General features: G+C 70.1%; 19 protein-coding genes and 1 riboswitch. Of the genes, 14 read left to right on the forward strand and 5 right to left on the reverse strand.

Features of this window, described 5'->3' with window-relative positions:
- Positions 1-106: 106 nt before the first annotated feature.
- A complete protein-coding gene (locus K1J60_RS32910; RefSeq protein WP_259408033.1) occupies positions 107-1,447 on the forward strand; it encodes a L,D-transpeptidase in 1,341 nt (446 codons plus the stop codon).
- Here K1J60_RS32910 and K1J60_RS32915 read toward each other — a convergent pair.
- The gene (locus K1J60_RS32915; RefSeq protein ID WP_220649382.1) at positions 1,444-1,845 is read right to left on the reverse strand and encodes a response regulator; all 402 of its coding nucleotides are present in this window, start codon (positions 1,843-1,845) and stop codon (positions 1,444-1,446) included. The two genes, K1J60_RS32910 and K1J60_RS32915, sit on opposite strands and share 4 nt — an antisense overlap.
- A 144-nt stretch (positions 1,846-1,989) precedes the next feature.
- On the opposite strand from K1J60_RS32915, the gene ctaE reads away from it, so the two are divergent.
- From ctaE to K1J60_RS32945, 6 genes are all read left to right on the forward strand, one after another.
- On the forward strand, positions 1,990-2,610 hold the full coding sequence (gene ctaE, locus K1J60_RS32920) for an aa3-type cytochrome oxidase subunit III (protein WP_033528179.1): 621 nt from the start codon (positions 1,990-1,992) through the stop codon (positions 2,608-2,610).
- A gap of 99 nt (positions 2,611-2,709) precedes the next feature.
- Positions 2,710-3,519: a cytochrome bc1 complex diheme cytochrome c subunit gene (gene qcrC, locus K1J60_RS32925; protein ID WP_220649383.1), complete on the forward strand. Its 810-nt coding sequence runs from the start codon at positions 2,710-2,712 to the stop codon at positions 3,517-3,519.
- Positions 3,516-4,571 (forward strand): cytochrome bc1 complex Rieske iron-sulfur subunit, encoded by a 1,056-nt coding sequence (gene qcrA, locus K1J60_RS32930; RefSeq protein ID WP_220649384.1) that lies wholly within the window; start codon positions 3,516-3,518, stop codon positions 4,569-4,571. Before qcrC ends, qcrA begins: the two co-directional genes overlap by 4 nt.
- Complete coding sequence (gene qcrB / locus K1J60_RS32935) at positions 4,568-6,208, forward strand: cytochrome bc1 complex cytochrome b subunit (RefSeq protein WP_220649385.1); 1,641 nt, start codon at positions 4,568-4,570, stop codon at positions 6,206-6,208. Before qcrA ends, qcrB begins: the two co-directional genes overlap by 4 nt.
- A 152-nt stretch (positions 6,209-6,360) precedes the next feature.
- The gene (gene trpD, locus K1J60_RS32940) at positions 6,361-7,425 is read left to right on the forward strand and encodes an anthranilate phosphoribosyltransferase (protein WP_220649386.1); all 1,065 of its coding nucleotides are present in this window, start codon (positions 6,361-6,363) and stop codon (positions 7,423-7,425) included.
- A gap of 212 nt (positions 7,426-7,637) precedes the next feature.
- A riboswitch (SAM riboswitch) is annotated at positions 7,638-7,753 on the forward strand.
- A gap of 128 nt (positions 7,754-7,881) precedes the next feature.
- Positions 7,882-9,243 (forward strand): aminotransferase class V-fold PLP-dependent enzyme, encoded by a 1,362-nt coding sequence (locus K1J60_RS32945; protein WP_220649387.1) that lies wholly within the window; start codon positions 7,882-7,884, stop codon positions 9,241-9,243.
- 272 nt (positions 9,244-9,515) lie between these two features.
- On the opposite strand, the gene K1J60_RS32950 is transcribed toward K1J60_RS32945, so the two are convergent.
- Together K1J60_RS32950 and K1J60_RS32955 are read right to left on the reverse strand one after the other, a co-directional pair.
- Positions 9,516-9,797 (reverse strand): Lrp/AsnC family transcriptional regulator, encoded by a 282-nt coding sequence (locus tag K1J60_RS32950; RefSeq protein ID WP_033528170.1) that lies wholly within the window; start codon positions 9,795-9,797, stop codon positions 9,516-9,518.
- Positions 9,794-10,549, reverse strand: a complete 756-nt coding sequence (locus K1J60_RS32955; RefSeq protein ID WP_220649388.1) for a rhomboid family intramembrane serine protease — start codon at positions 10,547-10,549, stop codon at positions 9,794-9,796. The genes K1J60_RS32950 and K1J60_RS32955 overlap by 4 nt, the downstream gene beginning before the upstream one ends.
- 197 nt (positions 10,550-10,746) lie before the next feature.
- Here K1J60_RS32955 and K1J60_RS32960 point away from each other — a divergent pair, with 197 nt between their 5' ends.
- The 5 genes from K1J60_RS32960 (at position 10,747) to K1J60_RS32980 (ending at position 16,314) form a co-directional block, all read left to right on the forward strand.
- On the forward strand, positions 10,747-10,986 hold the full coding sequence (locus K1J60_RS32960) for a hypothetical protein (protein ID WP_033528168.1): 240 nt from the start codon (positions 10,747-10,749) through the stop codon (positions 10,984-10,986).
- A gap of 33 nt (positions 10,987-11,019) precedes the next feature.
- Entirely contained in the window at positions 11,020-12,363 is a 1,344-nt protein-coding gene (locus K1J60_RS32965; protein ID WP_220649389.1) for an NYN domain-containing protein, read from the forward strand.
- Positions 12,364-12,622: 259 nt separating this feature from the next.
- The gene (locus K1J60_RS32970) at positions 12,623-13,657 is read left to right on the forward strand and encodes a C40 family peptidase (RefSeq protein WP_220649390.1); all 1,035 of its coding nucleotides are present in this window, start codon (positions 12,623-12,625) and stop codon (positions 13,655-13,657) included.
- 305 nt (positions 13,658-13,962) lie between these two features.
- The gene (locus K1J60_RS32975) at positions 13,963-14,994 is read left to right on the forward strand and encodes a C40 family peptidase (RefSeq protein ID WP_220649391.1); all 1,032 of its coding nucleotides are present in this window, start codon (positions 13,963-13,965) and stop codon (positions 14,992-14,994) included.
- Between the two features lie 54 nt (positions 14,995-15,048).
- Complete coding sequence (locus K1J60_RS32980; RefSeq protein WP_220649392.1) at positions 15,049-16,314, forward strand: basic secretory family protein; 1,266 nt, start codon at positions 15,049-15,051, stop codon at positions 16,312-16,314.
- 194 nt (positions 16,315-16,508) lie between these two features.
- Here K1J60_RS32980 and K1J60_RS32985 read toward each other — a convergent pair whose 3' ends face one another.
- Positions 16,509-17,735 (reverse strand): glycosyltransferase family 87 protein, encoded by a 1,227-nt coding sequence (locus K1J60_RS32985; RefSeq protein WP_220651814.1) that lies wholly within the window; start codon positions 17,733-17,735, stop codon positions 16,509-16,511.
- 143 nt (positions 17,736-17,878) lie between these two features.
- Between K1J60_RS32985 and K1J60_RS32990 the strand changes: the two genes are divergently transcribed.
- Positions 17,879-19,021: a glycosyltransferase family 4 protein gene (locus tag K1J60_RS32990; RefSeq protein WP_220649393.1), complete on the forward strand. Its 1,143-nt coding sequence runs from the start codon at positions 17,879-17,881 to the stop codon at positions 19,019-19,021.
- 90 nt (positions 19,022-19,111) lie between these two features.
- Positions 19,112-20,734, forward strand: coding sequence for a GMC oxidoreductase (locus K1J60_RS32995; protein WP_450167298.1), 1,623 nt, complete (start codon positions 19,112-19,114; stop codon positions 20,732-20,734).
- 18 nt (positions 20,735-20,752) lie between these two features.
- Here K1J60_RS32995 and K1J60_RS33000 read toward each other — a convergent pair whose 3' ends face one another.
- The gene (locus K1J60_RS33000) at positions 20,753-22,549 is read right to left on the reverse strand and encodes an AMP-dependent synthetase/ligase (RefSeq protein ID WP_220649395.1); all 1,797 of its coding nucleotides are present in this window, start codon (positions 22,547-22,549) and stop codon (positions 20,753-20,755) included.
- Between the last annotated feature and the right edge of the window lie 91 nt (positions 22,550-22,640).

The following is a 22,640-nucleotide window of genomic DNA, read 5'->3' on the forward strand; positions in this document are numbered from 1 at the left end:
GGACACTCCGACAGGAGGTCCGGGCTTCCCCCTTTCGCCACGTCCCGCGTAGCCCACTCGGGTCACCCGGCGCGCCACGCCCGACGGGCGTTCCTACGTTGAACCCATGAACACAGCAGAACTTTGCAAGGGCGCCACAGCCGGTGTCGAGAGCCCGACCGTGCTCGACCCTTCGGGCCTCCGCGCGCTCGGACTCTCGACACCGGCGCGCCCGCGCCGTAACCGCACGGTCGCCGGCTGCGCCCTGCTGGTGGTCTCCCTGGGAGCGGGCGTCACCGCCTGCGGTTCCGGCGGCCACCCCCTCTCGGGCAAGCCCTACGACGCGGCCGACCACGTCTCCTTCAACACCCCCGGTGACGGTGAGAAGGCCGACCCGGACAAGCCGCTGGAAGTCACCGCCGAGAACGACGGACGCATCACCGACGTCACCGCCGTGGACGCCGCAGGACGCTACGTGGCGGGCGAACTCTCCGCCGACGGGGGTCGCTGGCACTCCACCTCACCGCTCGCCGCCAACGCCCGCTACACGGTCCACGTGAGCACCGAGGACGAGGACGGCGCCCCCGGCCGCGAGACCGTCGCCTTCGACACCGGCCGCCCGCTCACCAAGAAGCGCCTGAACGTCACCTTCGGACCGAAGGAGGGCAGGTACGGCGTCGGCCAGCCCGTCACCGCCGAGCTCAGCCGACCGGTCAAGGACAAGGCCGCGCGGGCCGTCGTCGAACGGGCGCTCAAGGTGGACTCCACACCCGCGGCGGAGGGCGCCTGGCACTGGGTGGACGACAAGAAGCTGCACTACCGGCCCAAGGAGTACTGGCCCGCCGAGGCCACCATCCGGGTGCACAGCAACCTGGAGGGCCTCAAGATAGGCGACCGGCTCTGGGGCGGGAAGGCCGAGCCCATCGAGCTGACGACCGGCGCCAAGATAGTCGCCGTCACGGACGCCGCCTCGCACCAGATGACCGTCTACAAGAACGACGAGGTCATCAAGCAGATACCGGTCACCACCGGCATGCCCGGCTACGACACCCGCAACGGCGTCAAAGTGGTACTGGCCAAGGAAGGTACCGTTCGCATGACCAGCGCCAGCATAGGTGCGTCGGACTTCTACGACCTGACCGTGCACCACTCCGTCAGGGTCACCAACAGCGGCGAGTACGTCCACGCCGCCCCCTGGTCCACCGGCTCCCAGGGATACGCCAACGTCAGCCACGGCTGCACCGGCATGAGCATGGGCAACGCCCAGTGGTTCTACGACACCATCAACGAGGGCGACATCGTCGAGGTCGTCAACTCGGCCGGCGACACCATGGCCCCCTTCGGCAACGGCTACGGCGACTGGAACCTCGACTGGAAGAACTGGCGCGAGGGCAGCGCCCTGGTGGGCGGCACGAAGGAGGTCCCCGGGCCCCAGGTGCAGGCCCGCCTGAGGCCGGAGTCGGTCTAGGCGCTCAGTGCCTGCCTGCTACGGAGCAGGGAGGCGAGCGCCGCCGCGAACTCCACCGGCTCCACCGGCAGGGTCACCGCGGCGTCCGCCCGGCTCCACGTCGCGAGCCACGCGTCCTGCGGCCGCCCGATCAGCACCAGCACCGGCGGGCACTCGAAGATCTCGTCCTTGATCTGGCGGCACACCCCCATGCCCCCCATGGGCACGGCCTCGCCGTCCAGGACGCAGACGTCGATCCCGCCCTTGTCCAGCTCCTTGATGACGGCGGCGGGGGTCGCGCACTCCAGGAACTCCACCTGGGGCACATCCGGTGCCGGACGGCGCCCCGTCGCCAACCGAACTTGTTCGCGGGTGTTGGAGTCGTCGCTGTAGACCAGCACCGTGGCGGTCGGCTGCATTGTTCCTCCGTGACGTCAGCGTCTTAAGGACAGGCCCGATGCGCGGATGCTACTCCCTCGAACACCACGTCAGCACCGGTACGGAAGGGAGCAACACTCCGAACGGCACCCCCCGGAGTGAGGGCGGGATAAGCGACCGACATAATGTCGGTCGTGGCGACAGCAACGACAGTAGAAACCGGGCACGCGCACCCGTCGGTCAACCGGCCGAACCTCACCAGCGTCGGAACCATCATCTGGTTGAGTTCCGAGCTGATGTTCTTCGCGGCCCTCTTCGCGATGTACTTCACCCTGCGATCGGTGACCGGTCCGGAGTTCTGGTCGGAGAAGGCCGACACCCTGAACTTCCCGTTCTCGGCGACGAACACCACGATCCTGGTGCTCTCCTCCCTCACCTGCCAGCTCGGCGTGTTCGCCGCCGAGCGCGGGGACGTGAAGAAGCTCCGGATGTGGTTCATCGTCACGTTCGTGATGGGTGCGATCTTCATCGGCGGTCAGGTCTTCGAGTACACCGAGCTGGTCAAGCACGAGGGCCTGTCGCTCTCGTCCGACCCGTACGGCTCGGTCTTCTACCTGACCACCGGCTTCCACGGCCTGCACGTGACGGGCGGTCTCATCGCCTTCCTGCTGGTCCTCGGACGCACCTACGCGGCCAAGAGGTTCACCCACGAGCAGGCGACCGCGGCCATCGTCGTGTCCTACTACTGGCACTTCGTCGATGTCGTCTGGATCGGCCTCTTCGCCACGATCTACATGATCAAGTAGATCGGTCGGCCGAGCCGGGCCGACCGACGCGCCCGCCTCGCACCGAGAACGACCCTTCCAGAAGCACCGACGCAGAAGATCCTGACACCGGGGTAATCCGTGAAAAAGCTCTCCGCACGACGACGCCATCCGCTGGCGGCGCTCGTCGTCCTAACCATCGCGCTGGCGGCCTGCGCGGGGCTGTACACCGCCTTCGCACCCGCGGACAAGGCGGTGGCCGAAGAAACCGCGCAGACCCTCACCATCGAGGAGGGCAAGAAGCTCTACGCCGTCGGCTGCGCGAGTTGCCACGGCACCGGCGGTCAGGGCACCTCCGACGGTCCCAGCCTGGTGGGTGTGGGCGCGGCGGCCGTCGACTTCCAGGTCGGCACCGGCCGTATGCCGGCCCAGCAGCCGGGCGCGCAGGTCCCGAAGAAGCCGGTCGTCTACTCGCAGGCCGAGATCGACCAGCTCGCGGCGTACATCGCCTCCCTGGGCGCGGGCCCGGAGATCCCGACCGAGAACGAGTACGACCCCGAGGGCGCGGACATCGCCGAGGGCGGCGAACTCTTCCGCACCAACTGCGCCCAGTGCCACAACTTCACCGGCAAGGGTGGTGCGCTGTCCGAGGGCAAGTACGCGCCGTCCCTTGAGGGTGTCGACCCGAAGCACATCTACGAGGCCATGCAGACGGGCCCGCAGAACATGCCGTCCTTCCCCGACACCACGCTGTCGGAGGAGAACAAGAAGGACATCATCGCGTACCTCGACGCGGTCAACAGCGACGACACCGTGGAGCCCGGTGGCCTCAGCCTCGGCGGGCTCGGCCCGGTCAGCGAAGGCCTCTTCGGCTGGGTGTTCGGGCTCGGCTCGCTGATCGCCGTCGCCGTGTGGGTCGCCGCTCGGACCGCAAAGGCCAAGAAGTCATGAGTAGCCAAGAGATTCCAGAAGAGAACCTGCCCACCGAGCAGGACACGCACGGCGTGGTGACGGTCGCGGACGAGGAGAACCCCTTCGCGGACCCCGGCCTGCCGCCCCACCAGCACCGGGTCCAGGACATCGACGAGCGGGCCGCCAAGCGGTCCGAGCGCACGGTCGCCCTGCTGTTCACGGTGTCGATGCTGGCCACCGTCGGCTTCATCGCCTCGTACCTGGTGATCGACGTCGACAAGTCGATCTACGTCTGGCCGATCGGTCACATCAGCGCGCTGAACTTCGCGCTGGGCATGACGCTGGGCCTGTCGCTGTTCTGCATCGGCGCCGGCGCGGTCCACTGGGCCCGCACGCTGATGTCGGACGTGGAGGTCGCCGACGAGCGTCACCCGATCGAGGCCTCGCCCGAGGTCAAGGCCAAGGTCCTGGCCGACTTCAAGCAGGGCGCCAAGGAGTCCGCGCTCGGCCGCCGCAAGCTGATCCGCAACACGATGTTCGGCGCGCTGACGCTGTTCCCGCTCTCCGGTGTCTTCCTGCTCGGCGGCCTCGGCCCCGCGCCCGGCACCAAGCTGCGGCACACCACGTGGGCCAAGGGCAAGAAGCTCGTCAACATGAACACCATGGAGCCGCTGCGTCCCTCGGACGTCGCGGTCGGGTCGCTGACCTTCGCCATGCCGGACGGCCTGGACGAGCACGACCACGACTTCCAGAAGAACATCGCCAAGGACGCCCTGATGATCGTCCGGATCCAGCCGGACGACATCAAGGACAAGCGCGAGCTGGAGTGGTCGCACGAGGGCATCGTCGCGTACTCGAAGATCTGCACCCACGTCGGTTGCCCGATCTCCCTGTACGAGCAGCAGACGCACCACGTGCTCTGCCCCTGCCACCAGTCCACCTTCGACCTCGCCGACGGCGGCCGGGTCATCTTCGGCCCCGCGGGTCACGCCCTTCCGCAGCTGAGGATCACCGTCGGTGAAGACGGCTACCTCGAAGCGGTCAGCGACTTCGAAGAGCCCGTCGGTCCTTCCTTCTGGGAGCGCGGATGAGCACTACGACCAGCACCGACGCGCGCGACAAGCGTGACAAGGCCCCGGCCGGCGAGCGCGTCGCCGACTGGGCCGACGGCCGGCTCGGGATCTACTCCCTGGCCAAGGCCAACATGCGCAAGATCTTCCCCGACCACTGGTCGTTCATGTTGGGCGAGATCTGCCTGTACAGCTTCATCATCATCATCCTCACGGGTGTGTACCTGACGCTGTTCTTCCACCCGTCGATGAACGAGGTGGAGTACCACGGCAGCTACGTCCCGCTGCAGGGCCAGCTGATGTCCGAGGCGTTCAACTCGACCATGCACATCTCCTTCGAGGTGCGCGGTGGTCTGCTGATCCGGCAGATCCACCACTGGGCCGCGTTGGTCTTCCTCGCCGGCATGTTCGTGCACATGATGCGCGTGTTCTTCACCGGCGCGTTCCGCAAGCCGCGTGAGGTCAACTGGCTGTTCGGCTTCCTGCTGTTCGTCCTCGGCATGTTCACCGGTTTCACCGGTTACTCGCTCCCGGACGACCTGCTCTCCGGCACCGGTGTCCGCTTCATGGAGGGCGCGGTCCTGTCCGTGCCGATCGTCGGCACGTACCTGTCGTTCTTCCTCTTCGGCGGAGAGTTCCCGGGCGGCGACTTCGTGGCCCGCTTCTACTCGGTCCACATCCTGCTGCTGCCGGGCATCATGCTCGGTCTGGTGGTGGCGCACCTGATCCTGGTCTTCTACCACAAGCACACGCAGTACGCGGGCCCCGGAAAGACGAACAACAACGTCGTCGGCATGCCGCTGCTCCCCGTGTACATGGCGAAGGCCGGCGGCTTCTTCTTCCTGGTCTTCGGCGTCATCGCGATCATCTCGGCGATCGCCACGATCAACCCGATCTGGAGCATCGGCCCCTACCGGCCGGACCAGGTCTCCACCGGTGCCCAGCCCGACTGGTACATGGGCTTCTCCGAGGGTCTGATCCGTGTCATGCCGGGCTGGGAGATCAACTTCTGGGGTCACACGCTCGTCCTGGGCGTCTTCATCCCGCTGGTGATCTTCCCGCTGGTCCTGGTCGCGATCGCGGTCTACCCGTTCATCGAGTCCTGGGTCACCGGCGACAAGCGCGAGCACCACATCCTGGACCGCCCGCGCAACGCGCCGACCCGTACGGCCTTCGGTGTCGCGTGGATCACCTGGTACATGGTCCTGCTGATCGGTGGTGGAAACGACCTCTGGGCGACCCACTTCCACCTGTCGATCAACGCCATCACCTGGTTCGTCCGGATCGGGTTCTTCGTGGCCCCGGTCCTCGCGTTCATCGTCACCAAGCGCATCTGCCTCGGCCTGCAGCGCCGGGACAAGGACAAGATCCTGCACGGTCGCGAGACCGGCATCATCAAGCGTCTGCCGCACGGTGAGTTCATCGAGGTCCACGAGCCGCTCAGCCAGGAGCAGCTGCACACGCTCACGGCGCACGAGCAGTACAAGCCGGCCGAGATCGGTCCCGCGGTCGACGAGAACGGTGTCGCCCGCAAGGTCTCGCGCCTGGAGAAGGCCCGCGTCAAGCTGAGCAAGGGCTACTACGGCGAGGACAGCCAGATCGCCAAGCCGACCGTCGAGGAGTACAAGGAGATCACGAGCGGCCACGGCCACCACTGATCGCTTCGCTTCGCCACACCACGGTCGAAGGGCCCCCGTCCGATCTTCGGACGGGGGCCCTTCGCCGTGCTCCGACCTGGATAGGGTGGACGCACCAACAGGTCTCACGGATCGCGCGGTTCTCTCGCGCGCCAGAACACCCAGGAGCGGCTATGAGCGCTGTGACCCCCGCTGGAGGCGACACCGCGGCGGGCCGTTCCTGGCCCGCCGTGCTGAACGCGTTGCTGTCCGGGCACGACCAGGACGCCGGTGCGACCTTCTGGGCGATGGACCAGATCATGCGCGGTGAGGCGACGGACGCGCAGATCGCCGGATTCGTGGTGGCACTGCGGGCCAAGGGGGAGACCGTCGAGGAGATCACCGGTCTCGTCGAGGCGCTGTACGAGCACGCCAAGGTGATCGAGGTGTCCGGGAGGACCGTCGACATCGTCGGTACGGGCGGGGACGGCGCCAGGACGGTCAACATCTCCACGATGTCGTCGATCGTCGTCGCCGGTACGGGCGCGAAGGTCGTCAAGCACGGCAACCGGGCCGCGTCGTCGGCCTCCGGGGCGTCCGATGTGCTGGAGAAGCTCGGCGTGAATCTGGAGCTGACGCCGCAGCGGGTCGCCGAGGTCGCCGAGGAGGCCGGGATCACCTTCTGCTTCGCGGTGAAGTTCCATCCGGCGCTGCGTCATGTGGCGGCCGCGCGCGGTCAGTTGGGCATCAGGACCGTCTTCAACGCGCTCGGGCCGCTGGCCAACCCCGCGAAGGTACGGGCGCAGGCGGTCGGTGTCGCGGACCCCCGAATGGCACCGATCATGGCCGGTGTCTTCGCCGAGCGCGGCAACTCCTCGCTCGTCTTCCGGGGCGACGACGGGCTGGACGAGCTGACGACCACGGCGACTTCGCGGGTGTGGGTCGTGCGGGACGGCAAGGTGACCGAGGAGGGCTTCGACCCGCGTGACGTGGGCTTGGAACTCGTGCCGGTGGAGGCGCTGCGGGGGGCCGACGCGTCCTACAACGCGGATGTCGCGCGGCGGTTGCTGGGCGGGGAGACGGGGCCGGTGCGGGATGCGGTGCTGTTGAACTCGGCTGCGGCGCTGGTGGCGTTGGAGCCGACGTCCGGGTCGCTGGCGGAGCAGTTGCGGGGTGGGATGGCCAAGGCCGCGGAGTCGATCGATTCCGGGGCGGCGCGGCGAGTTCTTGAGCGGTGGGTCGCGGCGACGAACAGGTAGGGGGTCGGGTGCGGGTGCGTGGGGGCTGGTCGCGCAGTTCCCCGCGCCCCTAGAAGCGCAGGCCCTGCTTTTCAGGGGCGCGGGGAACTGCGCGAGAAGCCCCACCCACCCGCACCCGCCATCGCTCCCGCACCTCCGACCTCTCACGCGTCCATCCCGCCATCCGGACATAAGTTGCGGCGCGACGATCACTTCACGTACGTTCTCGTTCAGGTCATGAGTGACAGCCCATAGCCCCGGCTGGCTGTCCGGCAACCCTCCGTCCGTGGCGGGGTGCCCCGGGTGAAGACCGGGTCGTAGGCAGTGAGGTCTACGGCAAGCGCGGTTTCGAGGGAGTCTTCCGTGAGCAAGCGAATGCGATAGGGCCGCCGAGCCCCGCCTCCGCGCACCCCTTTCTCATCTTTCTCTTCCTTCCGCATGCCTTCCTTTCGCATGCCTCCTCACGGGAGTCCCGCCATGTCTGTCTCCACCCTTGCCGCCGACCGGTCCGTTTGTGCCCCGCTGCCCGTTCTGGGGCGAGATGTCACCGTCCCGCTCGTCACCGGCGGCGAGGTCACCTACGCCGCTCTCGACTACGCGGCCAGCGCCCCGGCCCTGCAGCGCGTCTGGGACGACGTGGCGGCCTACGCGCCCTACTACGGCAGCGTCCACCGCGGTGCCGGCTACCTCTCCCAGCTGTCGACCGACCTCTTCGAGAACTCCCGCAGGACCGTCGCGGAGTTCCTCGACTGCCGGGCCGGGGACCAGGTCGTGTTCACCCGGTCGACCACCGACTCGCTGAACCTCCTGGCCGCGGCCCTCCCCGCCGACTGCCAGGTCTTCGTCTTCGAGACCGAGCACCACGCCTCCCTGCTGCCCTGGCGGAACGCGCGGGTGACGTACCTGGACGCGCCGCGTACGCCGCGGGAGGCCGTGACCACCCTGGAGGCCGCCCTCGCCGAACGTGATCCGCGCGGGCCGGCGCTGGTGTGCGTCACGGGTGCCTCCAATGTCACCGGCGAGATCTGGCCGGTGCGTGAGCTGGCTGCGGCCGCGCACGCGCACGGCGCGCGCATCGTTCTCGACGCCGCCCAGCTGGCACCCCACCACCCCCTCTCCGTACAGGAGTTGGACGTGGACTGGGTCGCCTTCTCCGGCCACAAGCTGTACGCGCCCTTCGGGGCGGGCGTCCTGGCCGGCCGCGCCGACTGGCTCGCCACGGCCGAGCCGTACCTCGCCGGAGGCGGCGCCTCCCGTAAGGTGACCCGGCGCACGGACGGCGGCGTGGACGTCGAGTGGCACGACACCGCCGCCCGGCACGAGGCCGGCTCGCCCAACGTCATCGGCGCCTACTCCATCGCCTCCGCCTGCAAGGCCCTCACCGAGGCCGGGTTCGACGCGCTGGTCGCACGTGAGCGGCACCTGATCGACACCGTGCGCGCCGGGCTCGCCGAGGTGCCCGAGGTGCGGATCCTCTCCCTCTTCGGAGACGACGCCCCGCGCGTCGGCGTCATCTCCTTCGTCGTCGACGGCTGGAACAGCTCCCACTTCGCCGCCGCCCTCTCCGCCGAGTACGGCATCGGCGTACGCGACGGCCTCTTCTGCGCCCACCCCCTCGTCCGCACCCTTCTCGGCAGTGACCCGCAGACCCAGGGAGAGTGCGGCGCCCCCGAGGCCGCGCCCGGCGAGCGCTCCCTCAATGCGATCCGGGTGAGCTTCGGCGCGGGCACGCCCGACGAGCACGTGGAGCGGTTCGTGGGCGCGGTGAAGGAACTCGTACGGGACGGCGCGAAGTGGAACTACCGTACGGAGGACGGCCGTTGCGTCCCGGCCGTCTGACGGTCGTCCGGCTGGTGGTCGGTTGTCCGACGGTCGGCCGGCTGATGGTCGGTCGTCCGGCTGCCCGCCGTCACCCCCGCGCCCAGCACGATCATCCGTAGGGCCCGTTCCGTGGCGTCCGTGAGGAGTCCACTCGCGCGGACCATGGCCTCGGCGAGGGCCATCACCAGGCCGGCGAGAGAAGAGCATGGAGACGATCCCGCGGAGCGGACCCGTCGGCGCGGATGAGGGCGAGATGAGGACTTCTTCATCTCGGCACGGCCTGTGGGCGCTCAGCCGTCCAGTCCGATGGCGAACGCGGCCTCCAGGTCGTGCTGTGAGTACGTCCGGAACGCCACATGCGTGTCGGTGCCCAGCACGCCGGGGATCTTGCTGATGGACCCGGGGATCACATCGGCCAGGTCGTCGTGGGCCTTCACCCGGACCATGGCGACCAGGTCGTAGGTACCGGTCACCGAGAACACCTCGCTCACGGATTCGAGCGCGGCGATCGACTCCGCGATCTCCGGGATCCGGTCCACGCTGGTCTTGATGAGCACGATCGCGGTGATCACGGCTGTTTCTCTCCCTCGGGGGCCGGAGCGGGGACGTCCGACGGAACATCCACGGGCGCTTTCACTCTAGCCCCACGCCCGTAACGCCCCCACGCGTAGACGAAACCCAGTCCGAACCCCACCAGATGCGCGAGATAAGCGACCCCCGGACCCGAGGTCTGGCGACCGGCGGCCAGCCACTGCAGGCTCACCCAGAACGGCAGGGTCACCCACGCCGGGAACCGCAACGGAAGAAAGAAGAGGAAGGGCAGAAGGCTCGTCACCCGCGCCCTGGGGAACAGGAAGAGAAACGCGCCGAGGACCGCCGAGATCGCCCCCGACGCACCGACCAGCGACTGCGGCGACCCGGCGTGCGCGGCCGCGTACGCCACCAGGGCGAGATAACCGCAGCCCGCGTAGAAGAGGGCGAACTCCACATGGCCCATGCGTTCCTCGGCCATCGCCCCGAAGACGAAGAGGAAGAGCATGTTGCCGAGGAGATGCAGCCAGCTGCCGTGGACGAAGAGCGCCGTGAGGGGGGTGAGCGCCGCGCGCGGAGGGCCGTGGAACAGCTCGGCCGGGACGACGCCCCAGCGTCGGAAGTACGCCCTCTGAGCGGCGAGCAGCTCGTCGCCGGTGCCGTACACGGGGTTGAGGCCCGCCGCCGGTCCGATCAGGAAGATCGCGCAGCAGACGGCGATCAGCCCGTACGTCACCGGCGCCGACTCGTTTCGTACGGCCCGGGCGGCCGAGGTGCTCCACTTGCCGATCATGAACAGAGCATGACGTAACGGGACTCAACCGCACAGACCGCCTCGCCGCCGACGGTGAGTGGCCCCGCCCTCGCGGGCAATCCGCGCCGTCACCGCAGGCGAACAGGCGTCCAGGACCGGTCAGGCCGTAGGGTTACGAGCCACACGCACCGGGAGCCGGTGCTTCACGGAGACTGGAAGAAGGAAGAGCAGCCACGATGACGGTTCCCCTGCCGACGGACACCACCCGCTGGCGCTGCACGCTCTGTGGCAACCTCACGCGGTTCGACGTGACCCGCTCGTCGAAGGTCGTCGAGTACGTTCACCTCGACCTCGCCGGGAAGCCGGAGGTCGAGGAGCGCAACGTGGTCAGTGAGACCATCGAGTCGGTCCGTTGCCGCTGGTGCAACGCCGTGGACCAGGTGGAACTCGTGGACAGGCCGGGCGCCGGCTCCTGAGGGAGCGGTCCCGCACAGACATTGGGGTGACGGATGGTGGAGAGCTCAGGCGGGGGGCCGGGCGACGGCGCCGCTGAGGTGCTCGACCGTCCGCTGCCCGAGGGCGTCCGCAAACGCGTCGTGCAGATCGTCTCCGACGGCTTCGGCGGGCTGACCGTCGCCGAACTGCCCGCCCAGCTCAGGCAGTACGCCCGGTTCGCCCCGAACCGCCGGGTGAAGTTCGCCGGGAACGCGATGGCGGCCGCCGTGGAGGGCGACACGCTCTTCAGGCAGCGCATCGGGGAGCGGTTCCGGGAGGCCCACCCGGAGCTGGCCGGCGCTCTCGACACGGGCGCGCCGCCCCCGGCCGCGGACCCGCTGGACGTGGCGGCCGCGGCCTACGTACTGCGTCCCACGGGCTGGGTGAAGCTGGTCGCCGCCGCCGGCGAGGAGGCCCTGCGCGCGGACGCCGAGCGCGCCGACGAGGAGAGCCGGGCCGAACTGGAGCGGCTGCGCGAGCAACTCGCCGAGGCCCGCGGCCACACCAAGGCCGAGACGGAGCGGCTGCGCGCGGAGCTGGAATCGGCCAAGAAGGACGCCGACTCGCTGCACCGCAAGCTCCGGGCCGCCCTCAGCGACGTCAAGCGCGGCGAGGCCGCCCTGCGCAAGCTGCACGCCGAGATGGAGACCCTGCGAGCCGAGGGCCACGCCCAGGTGTCCGCCGCCGAGAGCGAGACCCGGCGGCTCAAGGCCCGGCTCGGCGAGGCGGAGGCCGCCCTGGAGGCCACCCGGCGGGCCGCCCGCGAGGGCCGCAGCGTCGAGGACATGCGGGTTCGGCTGCTGCTGGACACCGTGCTGGACGCGGCCCAGGGCCTGCGGCGGGAACTGGCACTGCCGCCGGTCTCCGTACGGCCCGCCGAGACCGTCGACGCGGTCGAGCCGGGCCGGATGACCCCGAAGGACATCGCCGCTCGCGCGCTGTCGGAGAACGACCCGGCCATCCTGGACCAGTTGCTGGCGCTGCCGCAGGCCCATCTCGTCGTCGACGGCTACAACGTCACCAAGACCGGCTATCCGCAGATGCCGCTGGAGAAGCAGCGGCTCCGGCTCCTCGGGCAGCTCTCTCAGCTCGCCGCGCAGACCGGCGCCGAGGTGACCTGTGTCTTCGATGGTGCGGAGCTGGCCGCGCCGGTGCTGCTCGCGCCGCCGCGCGGGGTGCGGGTGCTGTTCTCGAAACCGGGTGTCACGGCCGACGAGTTGATCCGCCAGCTGGTGCGTGCCGAACCGCCCGGTCGGCCGGTCATCGTCGCCTCCACCGACCGTGAGGTGGCCGACGGGATCGCCAGGGCGGGGGCCCGGCCGGTCGCCTCCGCGGTGCTCCTCAAGCGCCTTTCGTGACCTTTTGACGCCGTGCGCACCAAGGGCAACGTACGGGCTCTATGCCCGAATTGACGGAACTGTTGCGCAACGTAGCGTCAACCGAGCGCTACTGCGTGTGTGTTGAGTGTAAATTGTGCGCCCTGGGGCGGGATTTTTCCTGTGGGGGATTTGAAGTGATCACCATTGGGTCACTAGGGTCTGGGCTCAAACCTCTGAACGGGTGATCGTCGCCGGAGTCCCCGCCGGTCGGTCGCTCACATGAAGGAGTTCACCTACCGTGGCGTCCCACCGTCGACCCAAGCAGCCGAGCCGTGCGCGTGTGACCGTGCTCACCTCTGCTGCCGCCGCTGCCGTGGCCCTGAGCTCGCAGGCCGCCAACGCGGCGCCCGCCGAGAAGCCGAGCAAGGACGACGTCCAGGCGAAGGTCCACAAGCTCTACGAGGACGCCGGGCGGGCCACCGACAAGCTCAACGGGGCCGAGGAGAAGCAGGAGAAGCTCGAAAAAGAGATCTCCACGATCCAGGACAACGTCGCCAAGGGCCAGGAGGAGCTCAACGAGCTGCGTGAGGGCATAGGCCTGGCGGCCAGCGCCCAGTACCGCTCGGGCGGCATCGACTCCTCGATCCAGCTCTTCCTCTCCGCCGACCCCGACGACTACCTGGACAAGGCCGCCACGCTCGACCAGCTGACCGGCCAGCAGGTCGAGGCGCTCAAGAAGATCCAGGAGAAGCAGCGCACGCTCGCGCAGCAGCGCCAGGAGGCCACGGAGAAGCTGGAGGACCTCGCGGACACCCGCGAGACCCTGGCCGACAAGAAGAAGGAAGTCCAGAGCAAGCTGGCCGCCGCGCAGAAGCTCCTCAACACCCTGACGGCCGAGGAGAAGGCCGCCCTGGACGAGCAGGAGACCCGCGCCAGCCGCGACGCCGGGGAACGCGTCGAACTCGGCAACGAGGCGCCCGCCTCCAACTGGGGTGCCGCCGCCCTCGCCGCCGCCGACACCCAGGTCGGCAAGCCCTATGTCTCCGGCGGCAGCGGCCCCAACTCCTACGACTGCTCCGGGCTGACCCAGTGGGCCTATGCCCAGGCCGGTGTCTCGATCACCCGGACCACGTACACCCAGCAGAACGACGGCACGAAGATCGGCCGTGACGCACTCAAGCCGGGTGACCTGGTGTTCTTCAACGACCTCGGCCACGTCGGCCTCTACGCGGGCAACGGCATGGTCCTGCACGCCCCGTACCCGGGCAAGGTCGTCCGCTACGAGTCGATGAGCACCATCGGCAGCTTCCAGTTCGGTGTCCGCGTCGCCTGACACCCGTTTCGCCTCCGACAGGGCCGATCGTCACACTCTGTGACGATCGGCCCTGTTTTTCTTCAAGATCAGGACACAGTGCCGCCCGAACGGGCGAATTCCGACACCTCGTGCTGACCCCTTCCCCCGCTGGTGACCTGGGTCCCAGGCCGGACGTCACGCTGCGTTGTCGTGGAGGTCTTTGGCTGGGACACCGTCGCGCGGCTACTGTCGGCCGCGCTTCCCTCACCCGCCGTGAGCGCCCCACGGGGCGTGCCCGGCCCGGGGGAGGTCCCTGTCCATCGTCGAAGGGAGTGCGGCTTCCCGTGGTGTCCCACAGTCGCCTTGTACCGTCCGGGTTCGACCGGGGCGCGGCCGCCGCCCTCGGTGTGCTGTCCGCCGCTGCCGCCGCCCTCGGCGCCATTCCCGTCCAGCAGGCCGCCGCCGCGCCGCACGACAACACCCGCGCCGAGGTGGACCGGTTGTACGAGGAGGCCGAGAAGGCCACCGAGGCGTACAACAAGGCCGACGAGCGCGCCGACGAGCTGCGTGAGCAGATCGGCACCGCACAGGACTCGATCGCCCGGCAGCAGGACCGCGTCAACGCCATGCGGGAGTCGCTGGGTTCGCTCGCCGGAGCCCAGTACCGCTCCGGCGCCGTCGATCCGTCGATCGCCCTGCTGTTCTCCGAGAACCCCGACGACTACCTCGACCGGGCCGCCGCCCTGGACCGCATCAGCGCCCACCAGGCGGGCGAACTCCACGACCTCCAGCAGGCCATGCGCGGCCTCGACCAGAACCGCGCGGAGGCCGGCGACAAGCTGACCGAGCTGGAGAAGAGCCGCGAGGCCGTCGCCCGGCACAAGCGGACCGTCGAGGGCAAGCTCGCCGCCGCCCGGCAGCTGCTCAACTCCCTCCCGGACGAGGAGCGCGCCGAGTACGACCGCGCCTCCCGCTCCACCGCCTCGGGCCGTACCGACATGCCCGAACCCTCCGGCGCCGTCGCCCTCAACGGCCGCGCGGCCGCCGCCGTCGCCGCGGCCCGCTCCGCCCTCGGCAAGCCGTACGTGTGGGGTTCCACCGGCCCCGACGGCTTCGACTGCTCCGGCCTCATGGTCTGGTCGTACGGGCAGGCCGGTGTCGGTCTGCCCCGTACCTCGCAGGCCCAGCGGTACGCCGGCACGCAGGTCCCGCTCTCCCAGGCGCAGCCCGGCGACCTGGTCACCTACCGGCCCGACGCCAGCCATGTCGGCATGTACGTCGGCAACGGACAGGTCATCCACGCCCCGTACCCGGGCGCCCCGGTCCGCTACGACCCCGTCGGCATGATGCCGATCGCCTCGGTCACCCGCCCCTGACCGCTTTGGCTCCCGGCCGCCGCAGGGCGGCCGGACCCCCGTACGATCGGGAACGTGGCTGGTCGAAGGCGCACGACGCGTTCCCGGCCCGGGTCGGGGGGCCGGCGCGGGCTCCCGGGACGCGTAGGCGTCCCCTCGGCCCTCGTCCTCGCCCTCCTCGTCGGCTGCGGCGGCAACGCGGCCCCGGACGCCGCCCGCGCCGACGTCCAGCGGATGCTGGACCGGCGGGCCACGGCGGTCCTGGAGCGGGACGGGGCGGCCTACCGCGCCACCGAGGCGCCCCACTCCTCCGTCGCCGGTCAACTGGCCACCGGGGCAGCCGAGTTCGCCAACCTCCGCGGTCTGCCGCTGTCCTCCTGGTCGTACGACCTCAACTCCTTCGACCGCTCCGGCGACCGGGCCACGGCCGAGGCGGCCCTGCGCTACCGCATCCGCGGCTACGACAAGGCGCCCGTCACCGCAGTACGGACCCTGACCCTCGTCCGGGACGACGACGGGGCGTGGCGGGTCGCCGCCGACGAGCCCTCGACCAAGGGCACCGAACAACTCTGGGAGCAGGGGCGGATCATCGCGGTACGGGGGCAGCGGAGCCTCGTGCTGGGGGTCGGGCGGTCGGCGGACCTCCTGCGGGCGTACGCGGCGCTGGCGGACCGGGCCGTGCCCGCCGTGACGGAGGCGTGGGGCGAGGACTGGGCGCGGCGGGTCGTGGTCGTCGTACCGGAGTCGCTGGACGAGATGGCGGGGCTGCTGGGGGCGCCGGCGTCCGGGTACCGGGGGATCGCGGCGGTCACCACCGGGGAGGCGGGGGGCTCGGCGAAGGCACCGGCGGACCGGATCGTCGTCAACCCCGACGCGTACGCCGTCCTCGGCGACTTCGGCAAGCAGGTCGTCCTCACCCACGAGACGACCCACGTCGCCACCCGCGCCCACACCAACGCCGCGACCCCGCTGTGGCTCTCCGAGGGCTACGCGGACTGGGTCGGCTACCGGGGCACCGGCCGCGCGGCCCCCGAGGTGGCCCCGGAGCTCCGGCGTGCGCTGGCGGAGGGACGGCTCCCGGCCGCCCTCCCCGCCGACGCCGACTTCGGCTTCGACGGCGACTCCGGGAGACTCGCCCAGGCCTACGAGAGCGGGTGGCTGGCCTGCCGCCTGATCGCCGACCGCTGGGGCGAGGTCCGCCTGGACGAGTTCTACCGGGCGGTCGGGGCGCACGGGGAGCGGGAGGGGGCGGTGGAGGGTGCCTTGGAGGAGGTTCTGGGCACGTCGGTCGAGGAGTTCACGGGGGAGTGGCGGGAGTACGTTCGGGCGCAGCTGGGTTGAGGGTGGGGGTGTGGGGGTGCGGTGTCGGGTGCGGGTCCGGTGGGGCTTCTCGCGCAGTTCCCCGCGCCCCTGAAAAGCAGGGGCTGCGCCCCGCGCTCTTCAGGCCCGCAGGGCCTGCGCTTTCAGGGGCGCGGGGAACTGCGCGACCAGCCCCCACGCGCCCGCACCCGACACCGCACCCCACACCCCCACCCTCAGGAACCCAACGGCTCCTTCGCACGCTCGGCCCGCTCCGGGGCGCGCCCCGGAGCGCCCCCCACCACCGTCTCCCGCCACAACTCGAACGCCGCCAGGAGCGCCGCCAGGACGAGGAGGCCGTTGCGGACGAAGAGGAGCGTGACGCCCAGCCAGTCGCTGGCCACGACATGGCCGAACCAGATCGGGAACTCCAGGACGGTCACGAAGGACGCCACCAGGACCATGACCGCCGACGGCCCCATACGGCTCGCCCGGAAGCAGAGACAGACGGCGGCCAGGCCCACCAGCCACACCATGTACTGGGGGCTGATCACCCGACTCGTGGCCGTGAACATCAGGACCCCCACGAACGCCGCGTCCGCGAGGCTGTGCGGCGCGAACCGCCGCGCCCGCACCCGCCACAGCAGCAGCCAGGCGAAGGCCACCCCGCTGAGCACCAGGGCCGCGTCGCTGACGACGTCGACGTGCGGGCCGAGGAACTCCACCGAGCCGTAGTTGAGCAGTACCTCCCCCTCCCAGCCGAACTGCCGGGCCACATGGAACACCAGCGCGCCCAGCGACTCCACCTCGGTGCCCCGGTCGCGCTGGAAGGTCAGGAAGGCGAAGGCGCCGGGCATGGCCAGGGCGAAGCCGGCCGCCAGTGTGAGGCCGGTGGCCGCCGCCCAGGTCCAGGCGGCACGCCGGCGGGCGCCCAGGAGCAGCAGCGCCGGCCACACCTTCAGCAGGGCCGCGAAGGCCGTCAGCGCCCCCATCGCGCGCGGATGGCGGCTGCCGGCCAGGAGGGCCGCGACCGCCACCGCCGTCACCATCACGTCGTACCGGGCGTACACGGTCGGACCCAGCAGGGGCAGGCCCACCACCCACACCCGGGCGCCGCGCCAGGTCTTCCCGGGACGCGCGCCCGCGTGGAGGAGCAGCGCGAGGACCCCGAGGTCGGCGAGGAAGGCGAGGACGAAGAAGGCCGACGCGTAGTCCAGGAAGGGCAGCAGCGCGGGGGAGAGGATCGCGAGGGCGGCGGCGGGCGGGTACTGCCAGGTGACGTCGTCCAGGGGATACGTTCCCGCACGCAGGGTCCCGTACCAGCCGTGGTAGATCACCGAGACGTCGCCGGTGACGTCCGGCCCCGGGAACACGAACACCTTGAAGACGAACAGCAGCAGGAGCAGCCGGCTCGCGCCCCAGAGGGTGAGCAGCCCGAACGGCAACCGTCGCGAGCCCGTCATGTCCGTCTGAGCCACGTGAGTCCCTGTCCGTCCGCGCGCTGGTTCGTGTTGGTGAGGGACATGATCCCCCGTCGGGCTGTGAGGCTGCCGTGAAGCATGGCCGGGGCGGTGGGGCGAGGGCCCGTTCGGTAGGGTCGGCGGCGATGTACAAGACCCTGATCGTGACCAACGACTTCCCGCCCCGGCCCGGCGGCATCCAGGCGTTTCTGCACAACATGGCGCTGCGGCTGGACCCCGAGCGCCTCGTCGTCTACGCGTCGACGTGGAAGCGGAGCCGGGAGGGCGTGGAGGCGACGGCCGCCTTCGACGCCGAGCAGCCCTTCACCGTCGTCCGTGACCGGACGACCATGTTGCTGCCGACGCCCGCCGTCACCCGCCGCGCGGTCTCGTTGCTGCGCGAGCACGGTTGTACGTCGGTGTGGTTCGGCGCGGCGGCCCCCCTCGGCCTGATGGCCCCCGCGCTGCGTCGGGCGGGCGCGCGGCGGCTGGTGGCCACCACGCACGGCCACGAGGCGGGCTGGGCGCAGCTGCCCGCCGCCCGGCAGCTGCTGCGGCGCATCGGCGAGGGCACGGACACGATCACCTACCTGGGCGAGTACACCCGCTCCCGGATCGCCACGGCCCTCACCCCGGACGCGGCCGGGCGGATGGTCCAGCTGCCGCCCGGCGTCGACGAGAAGACGTTCCACCCCGGCTCCGGCGGCGCCGACGTCCGCGCCGGGCTGGGCCTCACCGACCGCCCGGTCGTCGTCTGCGTCTCCCGGCTGGTGCCGCGCAAGGGGCAGGACACGCTGATCCGGGCGATGCCCGGCATCCTCGCGGCGGAGCCCGAGGCGGTGCTCCTGATCGTCGGCGGCGGACCGTACGAGAAGGAGCTGTGCCGGCTCGCCCACGAGACCGGGGTCGCCGGGTCCGTCCGCTTCACCGGCGCCGTCCCCTGGTCCGAGCTGCCCGCCCACTACGGCGCCGGTGACGTCTTCGCCATGCCGTGCCGCACCCGACGGGGCGGTCTGGACGTCGAAGGGCTGGGGATCGTCTACCTGGAAGCCTCCGCCACCGGTCTGCCCGTCGTGGCGGGCGACTCCGGCGGCGCCCCCGACGCCGTGCTCGACGGCGAGACCGGCTGGGTCGTACGGGGCGGCTCCTCGACGGACACCGCCGAACGCGTCGTCACCCTCCTCGGTGACCCGGAGCTCCGGGCCCGCATGGGACAGCGGGGACGGGAGTGGGTGGAGGAGAAATGGCGCTGGGACCAGTTGGCGGAGCGGCTGGAAGCCCTGTTGTGAAGGCCGCCCCATAGGTCCGTTCCAATCCCTGTCGCGCATCTAGCCGGAGCCGGAAAATCCGCACATGCTGCGCACATGACAGCAAAACTGATGCAGCGTCACCTGACGAGACGTCACATACTTGGTATGGCCGCCCTCCAGACGGCGGCCGCCCTCGGGCTCACCCGCATCGACCTCCGGTCCGCACACGCGGCCGAGCCCGACGCCGTCGACAACGCCCCGGCGATCGTCATCGGTTCCGGCTACGGCGCCGCCGTGGCCGCCCTCCGGCTCGGCCAGGCCGGCATCCGCACCCTCGTCCTGGAGATGGGCAAGGCCTGGAACACGCCCGGCTCCGACGGCAAGATCTTCTGTTCGACCAGGGAACCGGACGAGCGGTCCATGTGGTTCAAGACCCGGACCGAGGCCCCGCTCGCCACGTTCCTCTGGCTGGACGTCGTCAACCAGGACATCAGCCCCTACCCCGGCGTGCTGGACCGGGTCCGCTACGCCAACATGTCGGTCTTCCTCGGCCGGGGCGTCGGCGGCGGCTCCCTCGTCAACGGCAGCATGGCCGTCACCCCGCTCCGGTCGTACTTCGCCGAGCAGTTCCCGACCGTCGACACCGCCGAGATGTACGCCACGTACTTCCCGCGCGCCCGCGCCATGCTCGGCGTCAACACCATCGACCCCGCGTGGTTCGAGTCCACCGAGTGGTACCGCTTCAGCCGGATCTCCCGGGCCCACGCCGAGAAGACCGGCCTGAAGACCACCTTCGTGCCCAGCGTCTACGACTTCGACCACATGCGGCGCGAGGCCGCCGGCACGGCGACGAAGTCGGCCCTCGCCGGAGAGGTCATCTACGGCAACAACCACGGCAAGAAGAGCCTCGACAAGACGTACCTGGCCGCCGCCCTCGGCACCGGCAACGTCACCATCCACACCCTGGAACGGGCCAGGGGCATCCGCCGGCTGAGCGACGGCACGTACGTCGTCACCGTCGACCGTATCGACGGCACGGGCGCGGTCGTCGAGACCAAGGAGTACGGCTGCACCTACCTGTTCCTCGGCGCCGGCAGCGTCGGCACCACCGAACTCCTCGTCCGCGCACGGGCGAAGGGCACCCTCCCCGCGCTGGACACGAGTGTCGGCGCCGGCTGGGGCTCGAACGGCAACGTGATGCTCGGCCGGGCCAACCACCTGTGGGACACGGTCGGGGCGAACCAGTCGACCATGCCGGTCATGGGCATCGACGACTGGGCCAACACCGCCAACCCCGTCTTCGCCGAGATCGCCCCGCTGCCCACCGGCCTCGAACACTGGGTCAGCCTCTACCTGGCGATCACCAAGAACACCGAGCGCGCCTCCTTCACCTACGACGCCGCCAGCGACTCGGCGAAGCTCGGCTGGAGCGCCGCCCAGAGCGCGGTCTCCTCGGCCATGGCCAAGAAGCTCTTCGACCGGATCAACTCCGCCAACTCCACGATGTACCGGTACGACCTGTTCGGCTCGTCCAACAAGGTGTTCGCCGACGACTTCACGTACCACCCGCTGGGCGGCTGTGTGCTGGGCAAGGCGACCGACGGCTACGGGAGGGTGAAGGGGTATTCGAAGCTGTACGTCACCGACGGTTCGCTGGTGCCCGGCTCGATCGGGGTGAACCCGTTCGTCACGATCACCGCGCTCGCGGAACGCACGATGGCGCGGGTCCTCGTGGAGGACACCGCGCCATGACCGTCGTACGTGTCTGAACTACTTCTGGTAGATCGCCTCGATCTCGTCCGCGTAGTCCTTCGCCACCACGTTGCGCTTGAGCTTCAAAGACGGCGTCAGGTGGCCCGACTCCTCCGTGAACTGGGAGGACAGAATGCGGAACTTCCGCACCGATTCCGCCTTCGACACCGCGGCGTTGCCGTCGTCGATCGCGGCCTGGACGGCCGCGTTCAGATCGGCGTCCGCGCTCAGCGACGCCGCGGTGGAGCCCGCCGGCTTGCCGTGCTCGGCGGCCCAACGGCCCAGGAACTCCTCGTCGATGGTGACCAGCGCGCCGACGAACGGCCGTCCGTCACCCACCACCATGCACTCCGCGACCAGCGCGTGGGCGCGGATACGGTCCTCGATCACGGCCGGGGCGACGTTCTTGCCGCCCGCGGTGACGATGATCTCCTTCTTGCGGCCGGTGATCCGGAGATAGCCGTCCTCGTCGAGGGTGCCGATGTCACCGGTGTGGAACCAGCCGTCGGCCAGCGCCTCCTCGGTCGCGCCCGGGTTGTTCCAGTACTCCTTGAACAGGTGCTCGCCGTGCAGCAGCACCTCCCCGTCGTCCGCGATCCGGACGACGGACCCCGGCAGCGGCTGTCCGACCGTACCGATCTTCTGCCGGTCCCAGGGGTTGAACGCGGTCGCCGCGCAGGACTCGGTGAGACCGTAGCCCTCCAGGACCGTGAAACCGATGCCCCGGAAGAAGTGGCCCAGGCGCTCGCCCAGCGGGGCGCCGCCCGAGATCGCGAACTCGCCCTTGCCGCCGAGCACCGCGCGCAGCTTGCTGTAGACGAGCTTGTCGAACACCTTGTGCTTGATCTTCAGACCGAGGGCCGGGCCGGACGCGCTGTCCAGCGCCTTGCTGTACGCGATCGCCGTGTCCGCGGCCTTGTCGAAGATCTTGCCCTTGCCGTCCGCCTGCGCCTTGGCCCGCGCCGAGTTGTAGACCTTCTCGAACACCCGCGGCACACCGAGGATCAGCGTCGGACGGAAGGAGGCCAACTCGTCGGTGAGGTTCTTGATGTCCGGTACGGTGCCCAGCTTGATCGGCGCCATCATGGGCGCGACCTGCACGAGCCGTCCGAAGACGTGCGCGAGCGGGAGGAAGAGCAGGACCGAGCACTCGCCCGTACGGAACAGGGGCCGCAGCCGCTCCACCACGTTCCCGCACTCGGCGAAGAAGCTGCGGTGGGTGAGCACGCACCCCTTCGGGCGGCCCGTGGTACCGGAGGTGTAGACGATGGTCGCCGGGTCGTCTGCCTTCGCCAGCGAACTGCGCTCGTCGACGGCCGCGTCGGTGACGTCCTGGCCGAGGCGGCCCAACTCCTCCACCCCGCCGCCCTCGATCTGCCAGACGTGCTTCAACGCCGGCAGCCGGTCGCGCACCGACTCGACGGCGGCCGTGTGCCCGTCCAGTTCCACGATCATGGCGGTCGCGCCCGAGTCGGCGAGGATCCACTGCACCTGCTCCGGCGAGCTGGTCTCGTAGATCGGCACGGTGACCGCGCCGGCCGTCCAGATCGCGAAGTCCAGCAGAGTCCACTCGTAGCGGGTGCGGGACATCAGGCCGACCCGGTCGCCCGGCTGGACCCCGGCGGCGATGAGCCCCTTGGCCGCGGTGCGCACCTCGGCCAGGAACTGGACGGCGTTCACGTCCTGCCAGGCGCCGTCCACCTTGCGGGCGATCACGGCGACATCGGGATGCTGCGCGGCGTTTCTGCGGACGATGTCGGTCAGATTGCCGTCCGTCGGGACCTCGTACAAAGCCGGAAGGCTGAACTCGCGCAAGACTGCTGCTCCTCATAGGGCGCCGGCGCCACGACTCTGTGTTGCTGCGACGGTGCGGTCCAAGGCTGGGCGAGCGCTCAGGTCCCGCGTG

It is taken from the genome of Streptomyces akebiae (assembly GCF_019599145.1).
GTDB classification, from domain to species: domain Bacteria; phylum Actinomycetota; class Actinomycetes; order Streptomycetales; family Streptomycetaceae; genus Streptomyces; species Streptomyces akebiae.

Excerpts from the sequence above, each read along its gene's own strand:
- K1J60_RS32910 (WP_259408033.1), top strand. The coding sequence starts at position 107 with ATGAACACAGCAGAACTTTGCAAGGGCGCCACAGCCGGTGTCGAGAGC.
- K1J60_RS32915 (WP_220649382.1), bottom strand. The coding sequence starts at position 1,845 with ATGCAGCCGACCGCCACGGTGCTGGTCTACAGCGACGACTCCAACACC.
- ctaE (WP_033528179.1), top strand. The coding sequence starts at position 1,990 with ATGTCGGTCGTGGCGACAGCAACGACAGTAGAAACCGGGCACGCGCAC.
- qcrA (WP_220649384.1), top strand. The coding sequence starts at position 3,516 with ATGAGTAGCCAAGAGATTCCAGAAGAGAACCTGCCCACCGAGCAGGAC.
- qcrB (WP_220649385.1), top strand. The coding sequence starts at position 4,568 with ATGAGCACTACGACCAGCACCGACGCGCGCGACAAGCGTGACAAGGCC.
- trpD (WP_220649386.1), top strand. The coding sequence starts at position 6,361 with ATGAGCGCTGTGACCCCCGCTGGAGGCGACACCGCGGCGGGCCGTTCC.
- K1J60_RS32945 (WP_220649387.1), top strand. The coding sequence starts at position 7,882 with ATGTCTGTCTCCACCCTTGCCGCCGACCGGTCCGTTTGTGCCCCGCTG.
- K1J60_RS32955 (WP_220649388.1), bottom strand. The coding sequence starts at position 10,549 with ATGATCGGCAAGTGGAGCACCTCGGCCGCCCGGGCCGTACGAAACGAG.
- K1J60_RS32960 (WP_033528168.1), top strand. The coding sequence starts at position 10,747 with ATGACGGTTCCCCTGCCGACGGACACCACCCGCTGGCGCTGCACGCTC.
- K1J60_RS32965 (WP_220649389.1), top strand. The coding sequence starts at position 11,020 with ATGGTGGAGAGCTCAGGCGGGGGGCCGGGCGACGGCGCCGCTGAGGTG.
- K1J60_RS32985 (WP_220651814.1), bottom strand. The coding sequence starts at position 17,735 with ATGACGGGCTCGCGACGGTTGCCGTTCGGGCTGCTCACCCTCTGGGGC.
- K1J60_RS32990 (WP_220649393.1), top strand. The coding sequence starts at position 17,879 with ATGTACAAGACCCTGATCGTGACCAACGACTTCCCGCCCCGGCCCGGC.
- K1J60_RS32995 (WP_450167298.1), top strand. The coding sequence starts at position 19,112 with ATGCAGCGTCACCTGACGAGACGTCACATACTTGGTATGGCCGCCCTC.